The organism is Luteococcus peritonei, from assembly GCF_039526385.1.
Classification (GTDB): Bacteria; Actinomycetota; Actinomycetes; order Propionibacteriales; family Propionibacteriaceae; genus Luteococcus; species Luteococcus peritonei.
This window is the reverse complement of the sequence record NZ_BAAAIX010000019.1, coordinates 27,219-46,437: the sequence shown is the minus strand read 5'-3', so window position 1 is coordinate 46,437 and position 19,219 is coordinate 27,219. Positions and strand designations below refer to the sequence as shown.

At 70.3% G+C, this 19,219-nt stretch carries 13 protein-coding genes; 6 read left to right on the top strand and 7 right to left on the bottom strand.

Annotated features, from left to right (window positions below):
• Window positions 1–2: 2 nt before the first annotated feature.
• The 4 genes from ABD073_RS08670 to ABD073_RS08655 form a co-directional block, all read right to left on the bottom strand.
• Window positions 3–1,076 (bottom strand): ROK family protein, encoded by a 1,074-nt coding sequence (locus ABD073_RS08670; protein ID WP_343873728.1) that lies wholly within the window; start codon window positions 1,074–1,076, stop codon window positions 3–5.
• 86 nt (window positions 1,077–1,162) lie between these two features.
• Window positions 1,163–2,524 carry an ABC transporter substrate-binding protein gene (locus ABD073_RS08665; RefSeq protein ID WP_343873672.1) on the bottom strand — a complete coding sequence of 454 codons (1,362 nt, stop codon included), beginning with the start codon at window positions 2,522–2,524 and terminating at the stop codon, window positions 1,163–1,165.
• An 11-nt stretch (window positions 2,525–2,535) separates the two neighbouring features.
• The gene (locus tag ABD073_RS08660; protein ID WP_343873669.1) at window positions 2,536–3,513 is read right to left on the bottom strand and encodes a carbohydrate ABC transporter permease; all 978 of its coding nucleotides are present in this window, start codon (window positions 3,511–3,513) and stop codon (window positions 2,536–2,538) included.
• A gap of 7 nt (window positions 3,514–3,520) precedes the next feature.
• Entirely contained in the window at window positions 3,521–4,441 is a 921-nt protein-coding gene (locus tag ABD073_RS08655) for a carbohydrate ABC transporter permease (protein ID WP_343873667.1), read from the bottom strand.
• Window positions 4,442–4,724: 283 nt separating this feature from the next.
• Between ABD073_RS08655 and ABD073_RS08650 the strand changes: the two genes are divergently transcribed.
• On the top strand, window positions 4,725–10,247 hold the full coding sequence (locus ABD073_RS08650) for an ATP-binding protein (protein WP_343873665.1): 5,523 nt from the start codon (window positions 4,725–4,727) through the stop codon (window positions 10,245–10,247).
• Between the two features lie 100 nt (window positions 10,248–10,347).
• Here ABD073_RS08650 and ABD073_RS08645 read toward each other — a convergent pair whose 3' ends face one another.
• Window positions 10,348–12,447, bottom strand: a complete 2,100-nt coding sequence (locus ABD073_RS08645) for an alpha-galactosidase (protein WP_343873663.1) — start codon at window positions 12,445–12,447, stop codon at window positions 10,348–10,350.
• A 243-nt stretch (window positions 12,448–12,690) separates the two neighbouring features.
• Between ABD073_RS08645 and ABD073_RS08640 the strand changes: the two genes are divergently transcribed.
• Window positions 12,691–13,926 (top strand): hypothetical protein, encoded by a 1,236-nt coding sequence (locus ABD073_RS08640; protein WP_343873661.1) that lies wholly within the window; start codon window positions 12,691–12,693, stop codon window positions 13,924–13,926.
• 81 nt (window positions 13,927–14,007) lie between these two features.
• Here ABD073_RS08640 and ABD073_RS08635 read toward each other — a convergent pair whose 3' ends face one another.
• Complete coding sequence (locus ABD073_RS08635) at window positions 14,008–15,387, bottom strand: glycine--tRNA ligase (protein WP_343873659.1); 1,380 nt, start codon at window positions 15,385–15,387, stop codon at window positions 14,008–14,010.
• A gap of 202 nt (window positions 15,388–15,589) precedes the next feature.
• Complete coding sequence (locus ABD073_RS08630) at window positions 15,590–15,901, bottom strand: antibiotic biosynthesis monooxygenase family protein (RefSeq protein ID WP_343873657.1); 312 nt, start codon at window positions 15,899–15,901, stop codon at window positions 15,590–15,592.
• A 60-nt stretch (window positions 15,902–15,961) separates the two neighbouring features.
• Between ABD073_RS08630 and ABD073_RS08625 the strand changes: the two genes are divergently transcribed.
• The 4 genes from ABD073_RS08625 to ABD073_RS08610 all read left to right on the top strand — a co-directional run bounded on the left by ABD073_RS08625 (window position 15,962) and on the right by ABD073_RS08610 (window position 19,215).
• Window positions 15,962–16,996: a metal ABC transporter substrate-binding protein gene (locus tag ABD073_RS08625; RefSeq protein ID WP_343873656.1), complete on the top strand. Its 1,035-nt coding sequence runs from the start codon at window positions 15,962–15,964 to the stop codon at window positions 16,994–16,996.
• A 77-nt stretch (window positions 16,997–17,073) separates the two neighbouring features.
• Window positions 17,074–17,808 (top strand): metal ABC transporter ATP-binding protein, encoded by a 735-nt coding sequence (locus ABD073_RS08620; RefSeq protein WP_343873655.1) that lies wholly within the window; start codon window positions 17,074–17,076, stop codon window positions 17,806–17,808.
• Window positions 17,805–18,785: a metal ABC transporter permease gene (locus ABD073_RS08615; RefSeq protein ID WP_343873653.1), complete on the top strand. Its 981-nt coding sequence runs from the start codon at window positions 17,805–17,807 to the stop codon at window positions 18,783–18,785. Before ABD073_RS08620 ends, ABD073_RS08615 begins: the two co-directional genes overlap by 4 nt.
• On the top strand, window positions 18,775–19,215 hold the full coding sequence (locus ABD073_RS08610; RefSeq protein WP_343873652.1) for a Fur family transcriptional regulator: 441 nt from the start codon (window positions 18,775–18,777) through the stop codon (window positions 19,213–19,215). Before ABD073_RS08615 ends, ABD073_RS08610 begins: the two co-directional genes overlap by 11 nt.
• Window positions 19,216–19,219: the final 4 nt, after the last annotated feature.

Below are 19,219 nucleotides of genomic sequence, written 5' to 3'. Positions count from 1 at the left end.
ACTCAGCCGGCCAGCAGTTCCCGGATCGCCAGGCAGGCGGCGCCCCGGGCCCACTCGCTGAACTCCAGCTCCTCCAGCACCAGCTCGGGGGCACCAGGACCGGCCAGCTCCTGCAGGCCGGCCAGCACCTCCTCCTGATGGCGGATCAGCAGGCCGATCCCCTCCCCCGTGACCAGCACGCGTCGTGGGGCACTGACCATGCCGACCTGGGCCGCCAGGTGGCCCAGGTCACGGGCCGCAGCACGCAGCACCCCGGCGGCCTCGGGCCGCGAGGCGAGCAGGGGCAGGTCCTCGACGCTGACCGCTTCGCCCAGCTCCCTGCCCAGTCGTGCCGCCAGCGCCCGGTCGGCCAGCAGCTCACCGGCGGTGCCGCCGGGCAAGCACATCCGCCCCACCATCCCGGCGCGCCCGTCGTGACCCGGAACCATCTGGTCATTGCAGACCAGTCCCAGCCCGATCCCCATGCCCACGGTGATCACGGCGAAGTCGGACAGCTCACGCCCCGCCCCGAACCAGTGCTCGGCCACCGCCAGTGCGTTCACGTCGTTCCCGGCCACGGCGGGAAGGCCGGTGGCCTGCTGCACCAGTTGCGGCAACCGGCTGGCGGGCCAGCCCAGGAAGGGGGCGGAACCCACCCGGCCGTCACGGTCCACGTCGGCTCCCAGACTGATGCCCAGGCCGCTGGGACGGTGGTCCGCCCAGCGATCCAGCGCCCGGGCCAGCACCTGGGCAGCGCGCTCCGGGCTGTCCAGCTCGTCGTCCACCTCGAGGCGGTCCAGCACGGTGGCCGAGAGGTCGGTGAGCACCAGGTGCGCCCGGCCGGTGACCAGCTTGACGCCCACGACGTGCGCGGCACCGGGCACCAGGCTGAGCGGCAGTGAGGGGCGGCCGGTGGTCAGCGGTGCCACCGGATCGCCCTCCGACAGGATGCCGGCCTCCAGCATGGGGCGGGTGAGCCGGGTCAGGCTGGCCGAGGACAGGCCCAGCTCGCGGCACAGCTCTGCGCGCGAGCGCGGGCCACGGCGCAGCAGGGTGAGCGCCACGAGCCGTGATGTCGCATCCAGACCCTCGGGCATCGCCGCCACGCCGTCCTCCTCATCGCGTCCGGGTGACGCACGCAGCCAGTATCACCCGCTGCGGCCCCGGGGCCGGGGAGGTAGGGCTACTTGGCGGTGATCTCGAAGAGCTTGTTGATCTGGTTGTTCATCTCCGCCAGGTCGTCGGGCTGCTTGGAGCCGATGAACAGGGCGTCGAACTCCGGCTCGGTCAGCGCCGTCAGGTCCGCGGCATTCTGTACCACCGGCTGCATGACGGTGGTCTTCTGCTCCACCTGACTGGTGAAGGCGGTCACGTCGAGGCCGGCCTTGCGTCGGGTCTCCAGGGAGATCCTGGTGCCGCTGGGCCGGGCCGGGAAGACCACGCCCGCGGCGCCGATCACGTCCTGGCACTGGTCCGAGGCCATCCAGGCCACCCACTTCGCGGCAGCCTGCGGATTGCGCGAGTACTTGGTGATGGAGTCCGCCAGCCCGTTGAAGGGAGTGCCCCGCTTGCCGGAGGGGCCGATCGGGGTGGGGGCCATGGCCAGGTCCACGTCCTTGAGGGAGGCATAGCTGGAGATCATCCACGAGCCGTTCATGGACAGCGCCGAACGCCCCGCTGCGAACTGGGCGTAGCCACCGGTGTTGGGGCCGAAGGTGGAGAACTTCGGCAGGTAGCCCTTCTCGGCCAGGCCGTAGTACCAGGCGACGGTCTTGCGGAAGTCGGGGTCGTCGAAGCGGAAGTGGGTGCCCCAGGGATTCTTGTCGGTGACCTGCCAGCCCAGGGAGTAGGCATAGGGGCCCCACTGGGTCTGACCGAAGTTGCCGCCGCCGGAGCCGTCGCTGGACAGCCCGTAGACCTTGACATTGTCCTTGTCGAAACCGGGTTCGTCGCCACGCACCCCCTTGGCGTCGACGGTGAGGTGGGCCACGATCTTCTCGAAGCTGCCGCCGTCGTCGGGATTCCAGGTGGCCTCCTCGAGCTGCTCGGCCGTGATTCCGGCGGCTGCCAGCTTCTTGCGGTCATAGAAGTAGGCGACGGTGTCCCAGTCCTTCGGGGCGCCGTAGCGCTTGCCGTCCTGCCCCACCCAGACCTCGCCCAGGCCCTCCTGGTAGTCCTTGGAGTCGATGTCCTTGGTGGCCTCCAGGTCGTCCAGCGGCAGCAGCACGCCCAGGTCGACGAACTGGGCGTACTTGCCCAGGTGGTTGGTGAAGACGTCGGGGGCCTGGTCGGCGATGAAGCCCGCGGTGAGCTTGCTCCAGTAGTCGTCCCAGCCCATCTGCACGATGTCGACCTTCAGGCCGGGATTGGCCTGCTGGAAGCCCTCGGCACACTTCTGGTAGCCGGGCTGCTGGGCGGAGTCCCACAGCCAGTAGGTGATGGTGTTCGACGAGCCCTGCTGCTGCTCGGGTTCGGCGCTGCAGCCGACCAGGGCGAGGGCGGCGGCGGTCACGGCGGCCGCGAGCCGGGTGGTCCAGGTGGTCATGGTTCTGGTCCTCACTTGATCCCGCTGAAGCCGATGGAGTTCACGATGCGCCTGGCGAAGCAGGCGAAGAGCACGAGCATGGGCAGCGCAGCCACCAGGGTGGCCGCCATCAGGCCGGACCAGTCCGGGCCGGTCTGCGGGGTCTGGCTGCGGAAGATGGACAGTCCCACGGTGAGCACCCGCGACTTGTCGGTGTAGCTGACCATCAGCGGCCAGAAGTAGTCATTCCAGGCCGCGATGTAGGTGAGGATCGACAAGGTGGCCACCGGTGCGGAGCTCATCGGCAGGATCAGGGTGAAGAAGTTGCGCACCTTGGAGGAGCCGTCCAGCAGGGAGGCCTCCTCCAGCTCCTTGGGGATGTTGGCGAAGAACTGCCGCAGGAAGAAGACCGCGAAGGGTGTCATCAGCATGCCCGGCAGCGCGATGCCCAGCAGCGAATCGAGCAGGCCGAGCTGCTTGACCAGCACGAAGTTGGGCAGGAAGGTGAAGATGGTGGGCACCATCAGCCCGGCCAGGAAGAGGCCGTAGAAGAAGTTGCGGCCTCGCCACTCCAGCCGGCTGAAGGCATAGGCGGCCATCGCCGAGAAGAAGACCTGCCCGACGGTGACCAGGGTGGCCACCACCACGGAATTGCGCAGGTAGCGCCAGAAGTCGATCTGCTGACCCGAGCCGCCGGCATCGATCGCGGCCTGCCCGGTCTGCAGTCCCAGCACCCGACGGAAGCCGTCCAGCGTGGACTCCGGGGGCGTGAAGCGGGTGGGCTCGGCGATCAGCGAGGGATTGGTGGACAGGGCGGTGCGCAGGATCCAGTAGAAGGGGAAGAGCGTCACCAGGATGATCAGGCCCATCACGCACCAGGCCAGCACGCGACCGGCGGTGGGTCGGCGCCGGTGCGCGACGGGCGGCTCACCGGCAGGCGTCGAGGAGGTGGCCTGGGGCAGGGTCTCGTCGACGAGGGCGGCGGGGGCAGGAACCAGTGGGTTGGTCATCTCGGCCTCAGCTCAGGTCGGTCTCGCCGGCCCGGGTGAGCCGGTACTGGATGACGGTGATCACCATCAGGATCACCAGGAGGGCGACGGACAGCGCCGAGGCATAGCCGAACTGGAAGCGTCCGAAGGCCATGTCGTAGATGTAGACCTGCAGCACCCGCGAGGCATTCACCGGGCCACCGCCGGTGGTGACGGCCACCGTGTCGAAGACCTGGAAACTGCCGATCACGGTCATGATCAGCACCAGCGCCAGGATCGGGCGCAGCAGCGGCATCGTGATCCGTCGGAACATCTCGATCTCGCTGGCGCCGTCCACCCGCCCGGCCTCGTAGACCGTCGGCGGGATGGTCTGCAGGCCCGCGAAGATCAGCAGCGCGGTGTAGCCCATGTGGCGCCAGACATTGATCAGCGCGATGGTGGGGATGGCCCAGGTCTCGTCGGTGAGGAAGGGGATCCGTTCCAGGCCCAAGGAGGCGATCCACTGGTTCACGATGCCCAGCTCCGAGTCGAGCAGCCAGAGGAAGACCATGGCGGCCACCACATTGGAGACCAGGTAGGGCGCCAGCACCACGCCGCGCACCAGCGTGGACCTGGTGAGCCGGTCCATCAGCACCGCGATCAGCAGGGCCAGCACGGTCTGCAGGCCGATGTTGATCACCACGTACTCCAGGGTCGCCTTGGCGGCATTCCAGAAGATCGGGTCGTTGACCATCCGCACGTAGTTGTCCAGTCCCACGAAGCGTGGCGGGGTGAGCAGGTTGAAGCTCGTGAAGGACAGGTAGATGCCGCGCAGGGTGGGCCAGAGCAGGAAGACCAGGAAGCCCACCAGGGCGGGAAGGATGAAGACCAGGGCCAGGGCGGTGTCGTCCTTGGGGCGTGGTCGTCGTCCGCGGCTCTCCGTCCGGTCGACGGGGTGGGCAGCTGCCATGGTCGGCCCTCTCGTCCGGTCGCCGTCGTTGGCGACGCGGACAACTTCCCACGATCCCGACCGTTCGGTCAATCACCGAACGATGTGGGATCTTCCACTGCACAAGGACTTCTGACCCCCCAATGCCGAGCATCGTCCCGGATGCGGCGACGCCCGGGCCGGGCTCGACTGTCAGATTCCCACAAAGCCGGGTCCACAGCCTTGCGGGCGTCCCCACGCATCGTCGGGGGTGCGCGGCCCTAACGTGGGCAGAGTCCCCCAGCCCCCAGACCAGGACGGTTCCGTGCCCGAGCAGAAGACCATCAGTCGCGTCGCCATCATCAACCGCGGAGAGGCCGCCATGCGGCTGGTCCACGCGGTGCGGGACCTCAATGCGGAGCGCCCCGGCAGCGAGCCGATCCAGGTGATCGCGCTGTACACCGAGGGCGAGGCCGGCGCGATGTTCGTGCGCGAGGCCGACGTGGCCCACGACCTGGGCCCCGCCTCGGCCCGGCCCTACCTCAATCTCGAGGTGCTGGAGTGTGCCCTGGTGGCCACCGGCGCCGATGCGGCCTGGGTGGGCTGGGGCTTCGTGGCCGAGGACCCCGCCTTCGCGGAGCTCTGCGAGCGGCTGGGGATCACCTTCATCGGCCCCTCCGCGCAGGCCATGCGTCAGCTCGGCGACAAGATCGGCTCCAAGCTGATCGCCGAGGAAGTGGGTGTTCCGGTGGCGCCGTGGAGCCAGGGCGGCCTGGACAGCCTGGAGGCGGCCCTGGCGAAGGCCGAGCAGATCGGCTACCCCCTGATGCTCAAGGCCACCGCGGGCGGTGGTGGGCGCGGCATCACCAAGGTGACCAATGCCGCCGAGCTCACCGATGTCTACGAGCGCACCCGCGGCGAGGCGGAGCGCGCCTTCGGCTCCGGCGTGGTCTTCCTGGAGAGCCTGGTCACCGGCGCGCGGCACGTCGAGGTGCAGGTGATCGCCGATGGCCACGGCACCGCCTGGGCCCTGGGCGTGCGCGACTGCACCGTCCAGCGCCGCAACCAGAAGGTCATCGAGGAGTCCGCCTCTCCCCTGCTCTCGCCCGAGAGGGTGGCCGAGGTCAAGGCCTCCGCGGAGCGGCTGGCGGTGCGGGTCGGCTATGTCGGTGCCTGCACCGTCGAATTCCTCTACCAGAGCGACGAGGACCTGTTCGCCTTCCTGGAGGTCAACACCCGGCTGCAGGTGGAGCACCCGATCACCGAGCTGACCACCCGCACCGACCTGGTGAAGCTGCAGTTCCACGTCGCCAGCGGTGGCGCCCTGACCGGCGAGCGGCCCGCCGAGATCGGGCACGCCGTCGAGGCCCGGCTCAATGCCGAGGACGCCGACCGTGACTTCGCGCCGGCCCCCGGCCACATCGACCACCTGGCCCTGCCGCAGGGCCCCGGCATCCGCGTCGACACCGGCGTGGGCCAGGGCGACACCATCCCGGCCGACTTCGACTCCATGATCGCCAAGATCATCGCCTTCGGCGCCACCCGCGAGGAGGCGCTGGCCCGGCTGCGTCGCGCCGTGGCGGAGACCGAGGTGGTGATCGACGGCGGCACCACCAACAAGTCCTTCATCCTGGACCTGCTGGACCAGCCGGAGGTCGTCGGGCCCCGCCAGGGCGAGGAGGCGGGCCACCGCTGGGCCGACACCGGCTGGATCGACCGGGTGCGTGCCGAGGGACGGCTGCAGTCAACCCGCGGCTCCGGTGCCGCCCTGGTGGTGGCCGGGATCGAGGCTCACCTGGCCACCGAGCAGATCGAACGTGCCCGCTTCTTCGACACCGCCCGTCGCGGCCGCCCGCTGGCCGCCCACGAGCTGGGCCGCCCGGTGGAGCTCAAGCTGCGCGGCACCACCCATGCCGTGCGCGTGCTGCGCACCGGACCCAACCTGTTCGACGTCACCATCACCACCGCCGGCAGCACCGAGTGCGTGCAGGCCCGCTTCGACCGGCTCGACGAGTTCACCGCCCGCCTGGCCATCGGCGGGCGCAGCCACCGCGTGCTGCTCGGCGCCCCCGGCCCGGTGCAGATGATCGAGGTGGACGGCCAGGGCCACCGGGTCAGCAAGGACGAGGGCGGCGTGCTGCGCTCGCAGGCCCCCGCCCTGGTGGTGGCCACCCCCGTCGCGGAGGGTGACGTGGTGGCCGCCGGCGACCGGGTCATCGTGCTGGAGAGCATGAAGATGGAGACCATCATCACCGCGCCCTTCGCGGCGCGCGTGAAGGAGATCCCGGTGCGCGCCGGCTCCCAGGTGGAGACCGGGGCCCCGATCGCGCGCCTGGAGCCGCTGGGCGAGGCGGCCGAGCAGGGCGAGGAGACCGGCGAGATCGTCGACCTGGAGCTTCCTGCCGATGCCCGTCAGGACGGCCCCGCCGAGCAGCGCGCGGCCCTGCGCGCCGTCGTGCTCGGCTACGACGCAGACCCCGCCGACCCGAGCGGACCGCTGAAGCCGTACCTGGCCGGCCGCGAGGCCTGGCCTGTTCCGGTGGCCGACGAGGCGGCCCTGCTGGAGACCTTCGCCGAACTGGCCGAGCTCTTCCGCAACTCCCCCACCACCGCCACCCCCGGCCCGGACGAGCAGGTGCACACCACCCGCGAGTGGTTCCAGCGCTACCTCACCTCGCTGGACGTGGAGCGCGAGCAGCTGCCTGATGCCTTCGCCGAGCGGCTCACCCGGGTGCTGGCCCACTACGGCGTCGACTCGCTGGACCACTCCGAGAAGCTGGAGGAGGCGGTCTACCGGCTCTTCCTGGTGCAGCAGAACTGGTCGCCCGCGGTGGCCGTGGTCACCGGCATCCTGCAGGCCTGGCGCGGCCAGGACCGTCCTGCGGGCCAGGGTTCGGAGCTGCGCGCCACGCTGGACCACCTGGTGCTGGCCACCCAGCGTCGCTTCCCCGCCATCGGAGACCTGGCCCGCTCCATCCGCTACCGCTGGTACGAGCGCCCCGCCGTGGAGGCCGAGCAGGCCGCCGCCCTGGCCCAGGTGCCGGAGCTGCTCGGCCACCTGGAGGCGCTGCCCGAGGGGCCTGCCCGTCGGGCCGTCACCGAGGAGCTGGTGGGCGCCCCCGACCGGTTGGTGGGCTTCCTGCGCGGCCGTGCCGCCGAGGAGGTGCCCGCCGAGGAGCCGTTGCTGGAGGTGCTGATCCAGCGCCACTACCGCGCCAACCAGCTCAGCAACCTGCAGCAGCGCACCCTGTCCGGGCGCGCGGTGACCACCGCGAACTACGAGATCGACGGCCGCCACACCCACATCTCCAGCACGGTGGGCAACCTGGACGAGTTCGTCCCCGGCTCCGGCCTGGCCACGCTGCTGGACGAGCTGTGCGATCCGGCCTTCACCGATCCGGCCCAGGACCGCCACCAGAGCGTCGACCTCTACCTGCTCTGCGACCGGGCGCCCGACGGCGACGAGATGGCCGCTCGGTTGTCCGAGGCGCTGTCCGGGATGGACTTCTTCTGCCGGCTGCGCCGCATCGCGATCGCGATCCTGCCGCTGCAGTCCGGGACGGTGGGCTACTACACCTTCCGCTGCGTCGACGCCCGTCCGGTCGAGGACGTGGTGCGCCGCGGCTTCCACCCGATGGTGGCCCGCCAGCTCAACATGCAGCGGCTGGCCAACTTCGAGCTGAGCCGGCTGGAGTCGCCCCGCAACGTGCTGCTGCTCGACGCGGTGGCCAAGGACAACCCCTCCGACGAGCGGATCATGGCGCTCACCCAGGTGCGCCGACTCTCGCTGGTGCGCGACGACGAGGGCCGGATCACCGGCATGCCCCACCTGGAGCGTGCCCTGATCACCGCCTCCGAGGCGGTGCGCCGGGCGCGGGCCGAGGCCGCCCCAGCCAAGCAGCTGGACCACAACCACGTCTGGATCCACGTCTGGGGAGAGTTCGACGTGGACCTGCGGGCCCTGGGCGCGATCGAGGCCCAGCTGGCGCCGATCACCGCCGATGCCGGCATCGCGGAGGTCCGGATCCAGAGCCTGATCACGCGCCCGGGGCAGTCCGAACCGGTGCCCACCGTGGTGCGCTTCAGCCACCAGCCCGGCTTCGGGGTGCGCTTCCAGACCCTCGACCCGGACCCGGAGCCGCTGGCCACCGCCTCGCGATACGACGAGCTGGTGCTGCGCGCCCGCCGTCGCGGCATGGTCTACCCCTATGAGCTCTTCGGCCTGGTGGCCTCCTCGCGGGGACGGGCCGTCGAGCTCGACCTCGACGAGTCCGGCCGGCTCGTGGAGGTGGACCGCGAACCCGGCCTGAACACCGCGGGCATCATCGTGGCCGACGTCACCACGCCCACCGAGGTGCATCCGCAGGGCGTGCGTCGCATCGTCCTGTTCGGTGACCCGCTGCGCTCGCTCGGCTCGATCGGTGGCGCCGAGGCAGACCGGATCGTCGCCGCGATCGACCGGGCCGCGGAGCTGGGCCTGCCGGTCGACTGGTTCACCCTCAGCTCGGGGGCACGGATCAGCATGGACTCCGGCACCGAGAACCTCGACGCGGTCGCCCATGCCCTGCGCCGGATCGTGAACTTCACCCAGGACGGTGGCGAGATCAATGTCATCGTCGCGGGCATCAATGTGGGCGCCCAGCCCTACTGGAATGCCGAGGCCACCATGCTGATGCACACCAAGGGCATCCTGGTGATGACGCCGGACTCGGCGATGGTGCTCACCGGCAAGCAGTCGCTGGACTTCTCCGGTGGCGTCTCGGCCGAGGACAACTTCGGCATCGGCGGCCACGACCGCATCATGGGCCCGAACGGCCAGGCCCAGTACTGGGCCAGCGACCTCGCCGGCGCCCAGCGGGTGCTGATGCGCCACTACGAGCACACCTATGTGGCCCCGGGCGAGCAGCGGCCCCGCGATCTGCCCACCAGCGACGAGGACGGCCGTGACGTGGGTCTCAGCCCGCACCAGATGGAGGGTTCGGACTTCTCCTTGGTGGGCGAGATCTTCAGTGCCGAGAAGAATGCCGAGCGCAAGAAGCCCTTCGACATCCGCTCGGTGATGCGGGCGGTGGCCGATGCCGACCACGAGCCGCTGGAGCGCTGGGCCACCATGGCCGAGGCCGACACCGCGGTGGTGCACGACACCACCATCGGCGGCATGCCGATCACGCTGATCGGCATCGAGAGCAAGCCGGTCCCCCGGGCTGGCCTGCTGCCGGCGGACGGCCCGGACAGCTTCAGCGGCGGCACCCTGTTCCCGCGCTCGTCGAAGAAGGTGGCGCGCGCCATCAATGCCTCCACCGGCAACCGCCCCGTCGTGGTGCTGGCCAACCTGTCGGGCTTCGACGGCTCACCCGAGTCGATGCGAAACCTGCAGCTGGAGTACGGCGCCGAGATCGGGCGTGCCATCGTCAACTTCGACGGCCCGATCATCTTCGTGGTGATCAGCCGCTACCACGGCGGCGCCTATGTGGTCTTCTCGAAGTCGCTGAACCCGAACATGACGGTGTTGGCGCTGGAGGGCTCCTATGCCTCGGTGATCGGTGGTGCCCCGGCCGCGGCGGTGGTCTTCGCCCGCGACGTGGCCAAGCGCGTCGAGGCCGACCCCCGGGTGGTGGCGCTCAAGCAGGCCGTCGCCGCCGCCCCGGAGACCGAGAAGGCCGGTTTCAATGCCGAGCTCGACGAGGTGCGTGAGAGCGTCAAGGCCGAGACCATCAGCACCGTGGCCACCGAGTTCGACGGCGTGCACGACATCCACCGCGCCGTGCGGGTGGGCTCGGTGGACGAGGTGATCACCGTGGCGCAGATGCGGCCCCGGATCATCGACATCCTGCGCGCCGCCCGCTGAGCCCCGGCAGCACGGGGGCCCCGGACACCCACTGGTGTCCGGGGCCCTTGCCGTCTCGTCGGCGCCGTGTCGTCTCGGCCCGGTGTTGTGCGGGCCGGCCTCAGAGCCGGTGCAGCACCAGGATCCGGGTGCGCTCCGGCAGCACCTGCGGGGCGCGCAGGCCGACGGTGGCCAGTTGATGGCCGGTGAGTTCGACCGGCGCCGGCTGCTCCTGGCCCTGGGGGACGGTGAGGTCCAGGTGCTCCACGCGGTAGCGCGCCGACGGATCCAGGCCGGGCAGGGTGATGGTGCCCGGGCTCCAGGTGGTGGGCAGCTCCAGCAGGGTGTAGCCAAAGACCGCCACCTCCTCGGTGACCACGCCGTGCAGGAAGGCCCCGGGCTCGGCCAGGTCGACCCGCACCAGGCGGCCGGCGTTCAGCACCTCGCGGTGCTCCCGGTACCAGGCGATCCAGGCGGTGAGCTGGCGCAGCTCCTCATCGGTGGCCTTCGCCAGGTCCCACTCCACCCCCAGGTGGCCGAAGACGGCGGTGGCCGCCCGGTAGGCGATGTCGTGGTTGCGGCCGGTGGTGTGCGAGGCCCCCGAGGCGATGTGGGAGCCGAGCATCTCCGGGGGCAGCAGCTGCGCGGTCCAGCGCATCATCTGCTGGCGGTCGGTGGGGTCGATGTTGTCGCTCACCCAGACCCGGTCGCAGTGCTGCATCACCTCCAGGTCGATCCGGCTGCCACCCGAGCTGCAGGACTCGATCTCCAGCCCGGGGTGGGCGGCCTTCAGCTCGTCCACCAGGCGGTAGAAGGCCAGGGTCTGCTCGTGAACGCCGGGACGGCCCTCGGGCGAGGTGCCGGGATCGGCCAGGTCGCGGTTGTGATCCCACTTGATGTAGCTGATGGCATGGCAGTCCAGCAGGGCCATCAGCTGGTCGCGCACATGGGCATAGGCTTCGGGGATGCCCAGGTTCAGCACCCACTGGTGGCGCGACTCCAGCGGCAGCCGTCCCGGCACCTGCATCACCCAGTCCGGGTGCGCGCGGGCGAGGTCGGAGTCGGGGTTGACCATCTCCGGCTCGAACCACAGGCCGAACTGCATCCCCAGCCGGGTGACCTCGTCGACCAGCGGGTGCAGGCCCTGCGGCCAGGCCTCGTCGCTCACCACCCAGTCGCCCAGACCGGCGTGGTCGTCGCGACGGGCGCCGAACCAGCCGTCGTCGAGCACGAAGCGCTCGATGCCCACCTGGGAGGCACGACGGGCGAGGTCCAGCAGGCGGTCGGCGTCGTGGTCGAAGTAGACCGCCTCCCAGACGTTCAGGGTGACCGGACGGGCCGCATCCACCGGGTGGCGCTCGCGCAGGAAGGCGTGGTGGCTCGCGGCCACCTGGTCGAGGCCCTGGCCGTGGGCGAAGTGCACCCAGGGGCTGGTGTAGGACTGGCCGGCGTCCAGCACCATCTCGCCGGGCAGCAGCAGCTCTCCGCCACCGATCACCTGGTCACCGGTCAGGGTGCGCTCGGCGTAGTGGACGTGGTTGCCGCTCCAGCCGGTGTGCACGCTCCAGACCTCCCCGGCCCGGAAGCCGAAGCCGGGTTCGCCCAGGTGCAGCACGAAGGCGGAGTCGGCGCCGGTGCGGCCGTGGCGCCCCTCGCGCCAGTGGCTGCCCACCGTCATGGCCCGACGCTGCGGGACGCGCTCCTTGCCCCAGCGCCCGGCGAAGTCGAGCAGCTCACCGGCGCGGGCGGGAACCGGCAGGCAGAGCAGCAGCTGGTCGAGCTGGTAGCCGTCGGCACCGGTGTTGGTGAGTTGCGCCCGGGTGCTGAGCAGGCCGCCGGCGGCCAGTTCCCAGGTCAGCTCCAGTTCCAGGGCGGCGTCGGTGTCGACGGCGTGCACCACGGCGCGCCGCTGCTCCGCCTCGACGGAACCGACCGTGAAACGGGGCGCCCAGGCCCGGCCGCCACGCGATCCGGACAGTCCGGGATGGCCGGTCCAGCCGGCCCACTGCTCGGGCAGCAGGGAGACCTGGTAGCCCTCGTCGGGGATGCCGTTGTGCATCGGCGGATGGGCGACGGCCTGCCGGATCTGCTCGACACCGGCTTGGTCCAGCTCACCGAGCGGGGCTCCCCAGTGCAGCACGCGCGGCAACCAGGGTCCGGCGCAGTCCAGCAGGAGGGCGGTGCTGTCGTCCTGCAGCAGCACGAACTGGGGGTGCGTCACGACGGACCTACTTTCTTCCACGATGAAGGCAACGCTTCCAGCCTAGGGCGCGGAACGGTCCTCCGAAAGCCTTGGACCGCATCTGTCGCAGCCAAGTCGGCCACCCGCCCGTCGGGTGGGCAAACATGGCTTGGATCCCCTTCCACGCCGTGGCTCCACAGGTCTATCTTGACCGCAAGGATTCGCGTCGCGGCACCGCAGCCACGCACGAGCTCACCCTCCAACCCCACTCGGGAGCGTGTCATGAGCAGCAGAACCCTCGTCGGACTCAGCGCGGCCGGCCTCGTCCTTGCCGCAGCCACCCCCCTGCCCGCAGCTGACGCCGCAGCCCGCACCAGCCAGACCGTGGTCGGCGCCGACTTCACCCGCCCCAGCGGGAGCCCCGGCCGCCAGTCACCGGTGCGCTGGTACGTCGCCAGCCCGGCCGTGAGCAGCAAGCAGGTCGGCAGGACGATGCGGATCAGCACCACCAGCAGCGCGGCGATCGACTGCCGCAGCCTGTCGACCAGCCTCCGGGCCGGCCAGCGGACGGTGCGCCTCGCGGCGCGCACCGAGAGCTGCAGCCGGGCCCGCGCGGTGGTGAGCTTCACCGTCACCAGGGCCATGCTGAAGCAACGGGTGACCCTCACCGGCTGGTCCTCGGCGGGCCGCGCGAGCACCGTGGTCATCACCGGGCAGGTGAACGCCCACGGCGCCTCCAGCAAGGCCTCCGCCCGGCTCGGCAAGCCGCTGCCCAGTCCGAAGCCCACCAAGCCGGCCCCGAAGCCGACCAAGCCGAAGCCCACCACGCCGCCGAAGCCCACACCAACTCCCACCCCGGAGCCGACGCCGACCCCCGCCCCGACGCCCACCCGTCAGCCCATCGGCCCGCTGGTGACCATCGGCAGCTGGAACGGGCGGCCGGTGCAGCTGGCCAGCGGCAACGGCGCCAACGAGGTCTGGTACGCGGGCAAGGCGGTGGACGCGATCGCCGGCACCATCTGGCACTCCTCGGTGGACGGCCCGGTGGTGCACCTGTGGACCCAGGACGAGACGCTGCACCACTGGCAGCTCGACCTGGCCACCGGCGCCACCAGCACCAGCGACCTCGCCTACTCGCGCCTGGTCAAGGAGGGCGGGCCCGGCTTCTGGGTGACCCGCTCGGAGCTGCAGTCCAATGGCACCCAGTGGGTGGCCACGCTCTACACCTGGAGCGGCACCAAGGTGCTCGACCTGCCCAGCATCTACGCCGACCGCGGGCGCGTGGCTGGATTCACGGTCAACGAGGCCGTGGTGATCGACGCCCGCCAGACCCCGAGCTACGTGGCCCTGGTCCCGGTGGACGGGCGGGCACCCTATGCGGTGCAGGTGCCCGGCTTCATCTGGCAGTGGCCCAGCGACGCCACCGGCGTCACGGTGACCACCAACCTCGACGAGAAGTGCCGCATCGAGTACGGCAGCACCACCTGCTCCGGCGCCACGGTGATCGCCTGGCCGTGAGCCCCGGCCGGCGTGGACGTCGGCCACGACGCAGCAGGCCCCGCCCGGACAGCTCCGGGCGGGGCCTGCGCCATGTCTGGGTCAGCAGCCGATCAGGCGCTGGGCGAGGTAGCCCTCCACCTGGTCGAGCGCCACGCGCTCCTGCTGCATGGTGTCGCGCTCGCGGATGGTGACCGCATTGTCCTCGAGCGTGTCGAAGTCCACCGTGATGCAGTACGGGGTGCCGATCTCGTCCTGACGTCGGTAGCGCTTGCCGATGGCCTGGGAGTCGTCGAAGTCGATGTTCCAGTTCTTGCGCAGCGCCGCAGCGAGTTCCTTGGCCTTCGGGGAGAGCTGCTCGTTGCGGCTCAGCGGCAGCACGGCGGCCTTCACCGGGGCCAGGCGGTGGTCCAGCTTCAGCACGACGCGCTTGTCGACGCCACCCTTGGTGTTGGGGGCCTCGTCCTCGGTGTAGGCCTCCACCATGAAGGCCATCAGGGAACGGGTCAGGCCGGCGGCGGGCTCGATCACGTAGGGGATGTACTTCTCGCCCGCGGCCTGGTCGAAGTAGCTCAGGTCGACGCCGGAGTGCTCCGAGTGGGTCTTGAGGTCGAAGTCGGTGCGGTTGGCGATGCCCTCGAGCTCGCCCCAGTCGCTGCCCGCGAAGCCGAACTTGTACTCGATGTCGACGGTGCGCTTCGAGTAGTGCGAGAGCTTCTCCTGCGGGTGCTCGTAGTGGCGCAGGTTGGCCGGGTCGATGCCCAGGTCGACGTACCACTGGGTGCGGGCGTCGATCCAGTACTGGTGCCATTCCTCGTCGGTGCCGGGCTTGACGAAGAATTCCATCTCCATCTGCTCGAACTCGCGGGTGCGGAAGATGAAGTTGCCGGGGGTGATCTCGTTGCGGAAGCTCTTGCCGATCTGGCCGATGCCGAAGGGCGGCTTGCGACGGCTGGACTGCACGACATTCTTGAAGTTCACGAAGATGCCCTGCGCGGTCTCGGGGCGCAGGTAGTGCAGGCCGGACTCGTCCTCCAGGACGCCCAGGTAGGTCTTGAGCATCATGTTGAAGTCACGCGGCTCGGTCCACTGGCCCTTGTTGCCACAGTTGGGGCAGTTCACCTCGGTCTGGTTCTCGGGCAGGCGGCCGTGCTTGGCCTCGAAGTCCTCCTCGAGGTGGTCGGCGCGGAAGCGCTTGTGGCAGCTCAGGCACTCGGTCAGCGGGTCGGTGAAGACGCCGACGTGGCCGGAGGCCACCCAGACCTGCTTGGGCAGGATGATGGAGCTGTCCAGGCCGGCGACGTCGTCGCGGCCGGTGACCATGTAGCGCCACCACTGCTTCTTGATGTTCTCCTTGAGCTCGACGCCCAGGGGGCCGTAGTCCCAGGCGGCGCGGGTGCCGCCGTAGATCTCGCCGCAGGGGAAGACGAACCCCCGTCGCTTGCACAGGCTGATCACGTTGTCGAGTGTGCTGGGTGCCACTTCTACTCCAAGTCCTCATTGGGCCCGGCACCAGGCTGGTGTCGGGTGGCGTGTGCACCGCGGGAGTGCGGGCGGTTCCGCCAGCGTCGAGCCTATCGGTCCCGCGCCATCACGGGGGACGGGCGCGCCACGGCGGAAGGCGCCGCGGCACGACGCTGGGCCTGGTCAGCTTCGTCGAGGAGTTCGCCGCGCCGCCGCCCGGTCAATAGGTGTCGCGCGGCAGGTTCTGGCCCACCTCGTCGGCGCTGTCGAAGGCGCTGGGCTCGTCGATCGACAGGCTGAGCAGCGGCACGATCGTCACCTTGGACTCATAGCCGCCGAGCGCACGCCGGTAGCTGCCCACGTTCTCCCAGCGGGTCACCAGGGCCCACAGCTCGGGATCGTCCAGGTTCTGCACCAGGTCGATGGAGACCAGCCCGGCCTTGGTGCGGAACAGGTCGACGGCGGTGGCGGCCTGCGCCTGGAAGGAGAGCGCCTGCACCTCGGGCACCCGGAAGCGGTTGATGACGAGCATGGCGGCAGCCTACTGGGGATCGATTTGCGCACAGCCCCGCCGCAAGTGATAATGATTCTCATGCAAACCACTTCTCGACGACTCCTCGTGGCCGCCGCGGCCGGCCTGCTGGCCCTGGCCCCGGCCTGTTCCTCCGGTTCCGAGGCCGGCAGCACCAAGACCTCCGACGACAAGCTGAAGATCGTCACCGCCTTCTACCCGCTGCAGTATGCGGCCCAGCAGGTGGCCGGTGACAAGGCCGAGGTCACCAGCCTCACCCAGCCCGGCGCCGAGCCCCATGACCTGGAGCTGACCCCCAAGCAGATCGCCTCGCTCTCGGATGCGGACGTGGTGGTCTACCAGAAGGGCTTCCAGTCCACCGTGGACAAGGCCGTCGAGCAGGCGAAGCCGAAGCACGTGGTGGACGTCTCCACCCTGGTCACCATGATCCCCTCCACCGAGACCGAGGAGGAGGGCCACGACCACGAGGCCCAGGCCCACGCCTCCGAGAGTGCCGACGCCCACGCCTCCGAGAGTGCCGACGCCCACGCCTCCGAGGAGGCCGAGGGCCACGACCACGAGCACGAGCACGGCGGCACCGACCCCCACCAGTGGCTGGACCCCAAGAACATGGTCTCCATCACCCAGGGCATCGAGAAGCAGCTGGCCGAGGTGGACTCCGCCGATGCCGAGGCCTACAAGAGCGGCGCCGCCACCGCGGTGAAGAACCTCGAGGCGCTCGACAATGACTTCCGCGCCGGCCTCAAGAACTGCCAGCGCAAGGAGTTCATCACCTCCCATGCCGCCTTCAGCTACCTGGCCAAGGAGTACGGCCTGACCCAGATCGGCATCTCCGGCCTGAGCCCTGATGATGAGCCCTCCCCGGCGCGCGTCGCCGAGGTGCAGAAGCTGGCCAAACAGCACGGCGTCACCACGATCTTCTACGAGACCCTGGTCTCCCCCGCGCAGGCCAAGGCCATCGCAGGTGACCTGGGGCTGAAGACCGACGTGCTGGATCCCCTCGAGGGCATCACCAAGGAATCGCGCGGCAGCGACTACATTGCAGTGCAGAAGGCCAACCTCAAGGCCCTCCAGACCGCGAACGGATGCCAGTGAGCCAGACCCCGCCGCCTGACCAGGCTGCAGCACAGCATTCCGAGCCCGCGCCCCTCATCGAGGGGCGCGGGCTCGTCGTGACCCTGCAGGGCCACGAGATCCTGCACGGCATCGACGTGCACGTCATGCCCGGCGAGACCGTCGCCCTGCTGGGCGGCAACGGCTCGGGCAAGACCACGCTGGTGCGCACGCTGCTGGGGCTGACCCCCACCAGCGGTGGCGAGCGCCGGCTCTTCGGCACCCCGCTGCGCTCCTTCCACGACTGGCAGCGGGTGGGCTACGTGCCGCAACGCGGCAGCCTGCAGCTGGCCAATGCCACCGTCGAGGAGGTGGTCACCTCCGGCCGGCTGGCCAAGCGGTCCGCCTTCATGCCGCTGCGCCGCCGCGACCGGGCCGCGGTGGACACCGCCCTGGAGAAGGTGAAGCTCACCGACCGGCGCAAGGCCTCCTTCGTGCGCCTCTCGGGCGGTCAGCAGCAGCGCGCCCTGATCGCCCGCGCGCTGTGCGTCAACCCCGACCTGCTGGTGCTCGACGAGCCGCTGGCCGGGCTGGACATGACCACCCAGCGCAGCCTGGCCCGGGTGCTGCGCCAGCTGAAGGCCGAGGGCCTCGGCTTCCTGGTGGTGCTGCACGAGCTGGGCCCGCTGGCCGAGCTGATCGACCGCTCCGTGGTGCTGCAGGACGGCCGCGTGATCCACGACGGGCCGCTGCTGCCGGGCACCGGCGCCGACGACCACCACCACGTGCCGCACCGCTCGGCCACCCCGTTGCCCTTCGAGGCACCCCTGCCGTCCGAGGGAGGCCGCCGATGAGCGAGATCCTGTCCATGCCCTTCATGCAGATGGCGCTGCTGGCCGCCCTGCTCAGCGGGCTGATGTCGCCGGCCATCGGCACCTACATCGTGCAGCGCCGGCTCAGCCTGCTGGGCGACGGGCTGGGCCACGTCGCGGTCGCGGGCGTCGGCCTGTCCTTCGTCACCCAGACCGCTCCCCTGCCACTGGCGGTCGGCGTCTGCGTCCTCGGGGCCGTCTTCGTCGAGCTGTTGCGCCAGCAGGGCCGCGCCACCGGCGACATCGGCCTGGCCATCCTCTTCTACGGCGGCCTGGCCTCCGGCGTGATGATGGCCGGCATCGCCGGGCAGGGTGCGGGCGCCCTCTCCCAGTTCCTGTTCGGCTCGCTGACCACGCTCTCCTCCACCGACGTCTGGGCGGTGGCCGCCCTGGCCGTGGTCGTCGTGGCGCTGTGCGTGGGCCTGGCGCCGCAGCTCTTCGCGATCTGCGCCGACGAGGACTTCAGCCGCGTGCTGGGTCTGCCGGTGCGCTGGATGAACCTGCTGGTGGTGGTGCTCGCCGCCCTCACCGTGACCATCAGCATGCGCACCGTGGGCCTGATGCTGGTCAGCGCCATGATGGTGATCCCGGTGGCCACCGCGCAGAACCTGTTCACCAGCTTCCGCGGCTCGCTGCTGGGCGCCATGGCCATCGGTGCCGTGGTGGCGGTGGGCGGCACCCTGGGCTCCTACTTCTGGGACACGGCCTCCGGTGCCAGCATCGTGGTCTGCGCGATCGTCGTATTCTTGGCCACCTGGCCGGTCACGCGCCTGCTGGAGAGGCGTCGCGAAAGGTTGCTGGTGGCCGAGGAGCACGAGGACGAGGACCATGTCATCGCCTGCCAGCCCTTCCACGAGCACGATCCGCAGCACGTGGCCATCCAGCACGGAGACCATGTGGACTACCTCCACGACGGCCACCGCCACGCACCCCATGGAGACCACTTCGATGAGCACTGATTCCTCGACCAGCACCGCGTCCTCGACCAGCACCGCTTCCACCGGTGCCCGCCCGGTGCAGCGCGTCACCCGCCAACGGCTGGCGATCCGCGCCCTGTTGGAGGAGGGCGACGGCTTCCGCAGCGCCCAGCAGCTGCACGAGGACCTGCGCTCCGCGGGTGACCAGGTGGGCCTGGCGACGGTCTACCGCACCCTGCAGGCGATGGCGGAGGCCGGCGAGGTGGACGCCATCCGCAATGACGACGGCGAGATGGTCTACCGGCAGTGCTCCGACGGGCACCACCACCACCTGGTCTGCCGCAACTGCGGCCGCACCGTGGAGATCAGCGCCCACGTGGTGGAGGCCTGGGCCAGCGAGGTGGCCGCCGAGCACGGCTTCCGCGATGCCGGCCACGAGATCGAGCTCTTCGGCCTCTGCTCCGACTGCTGAGCCG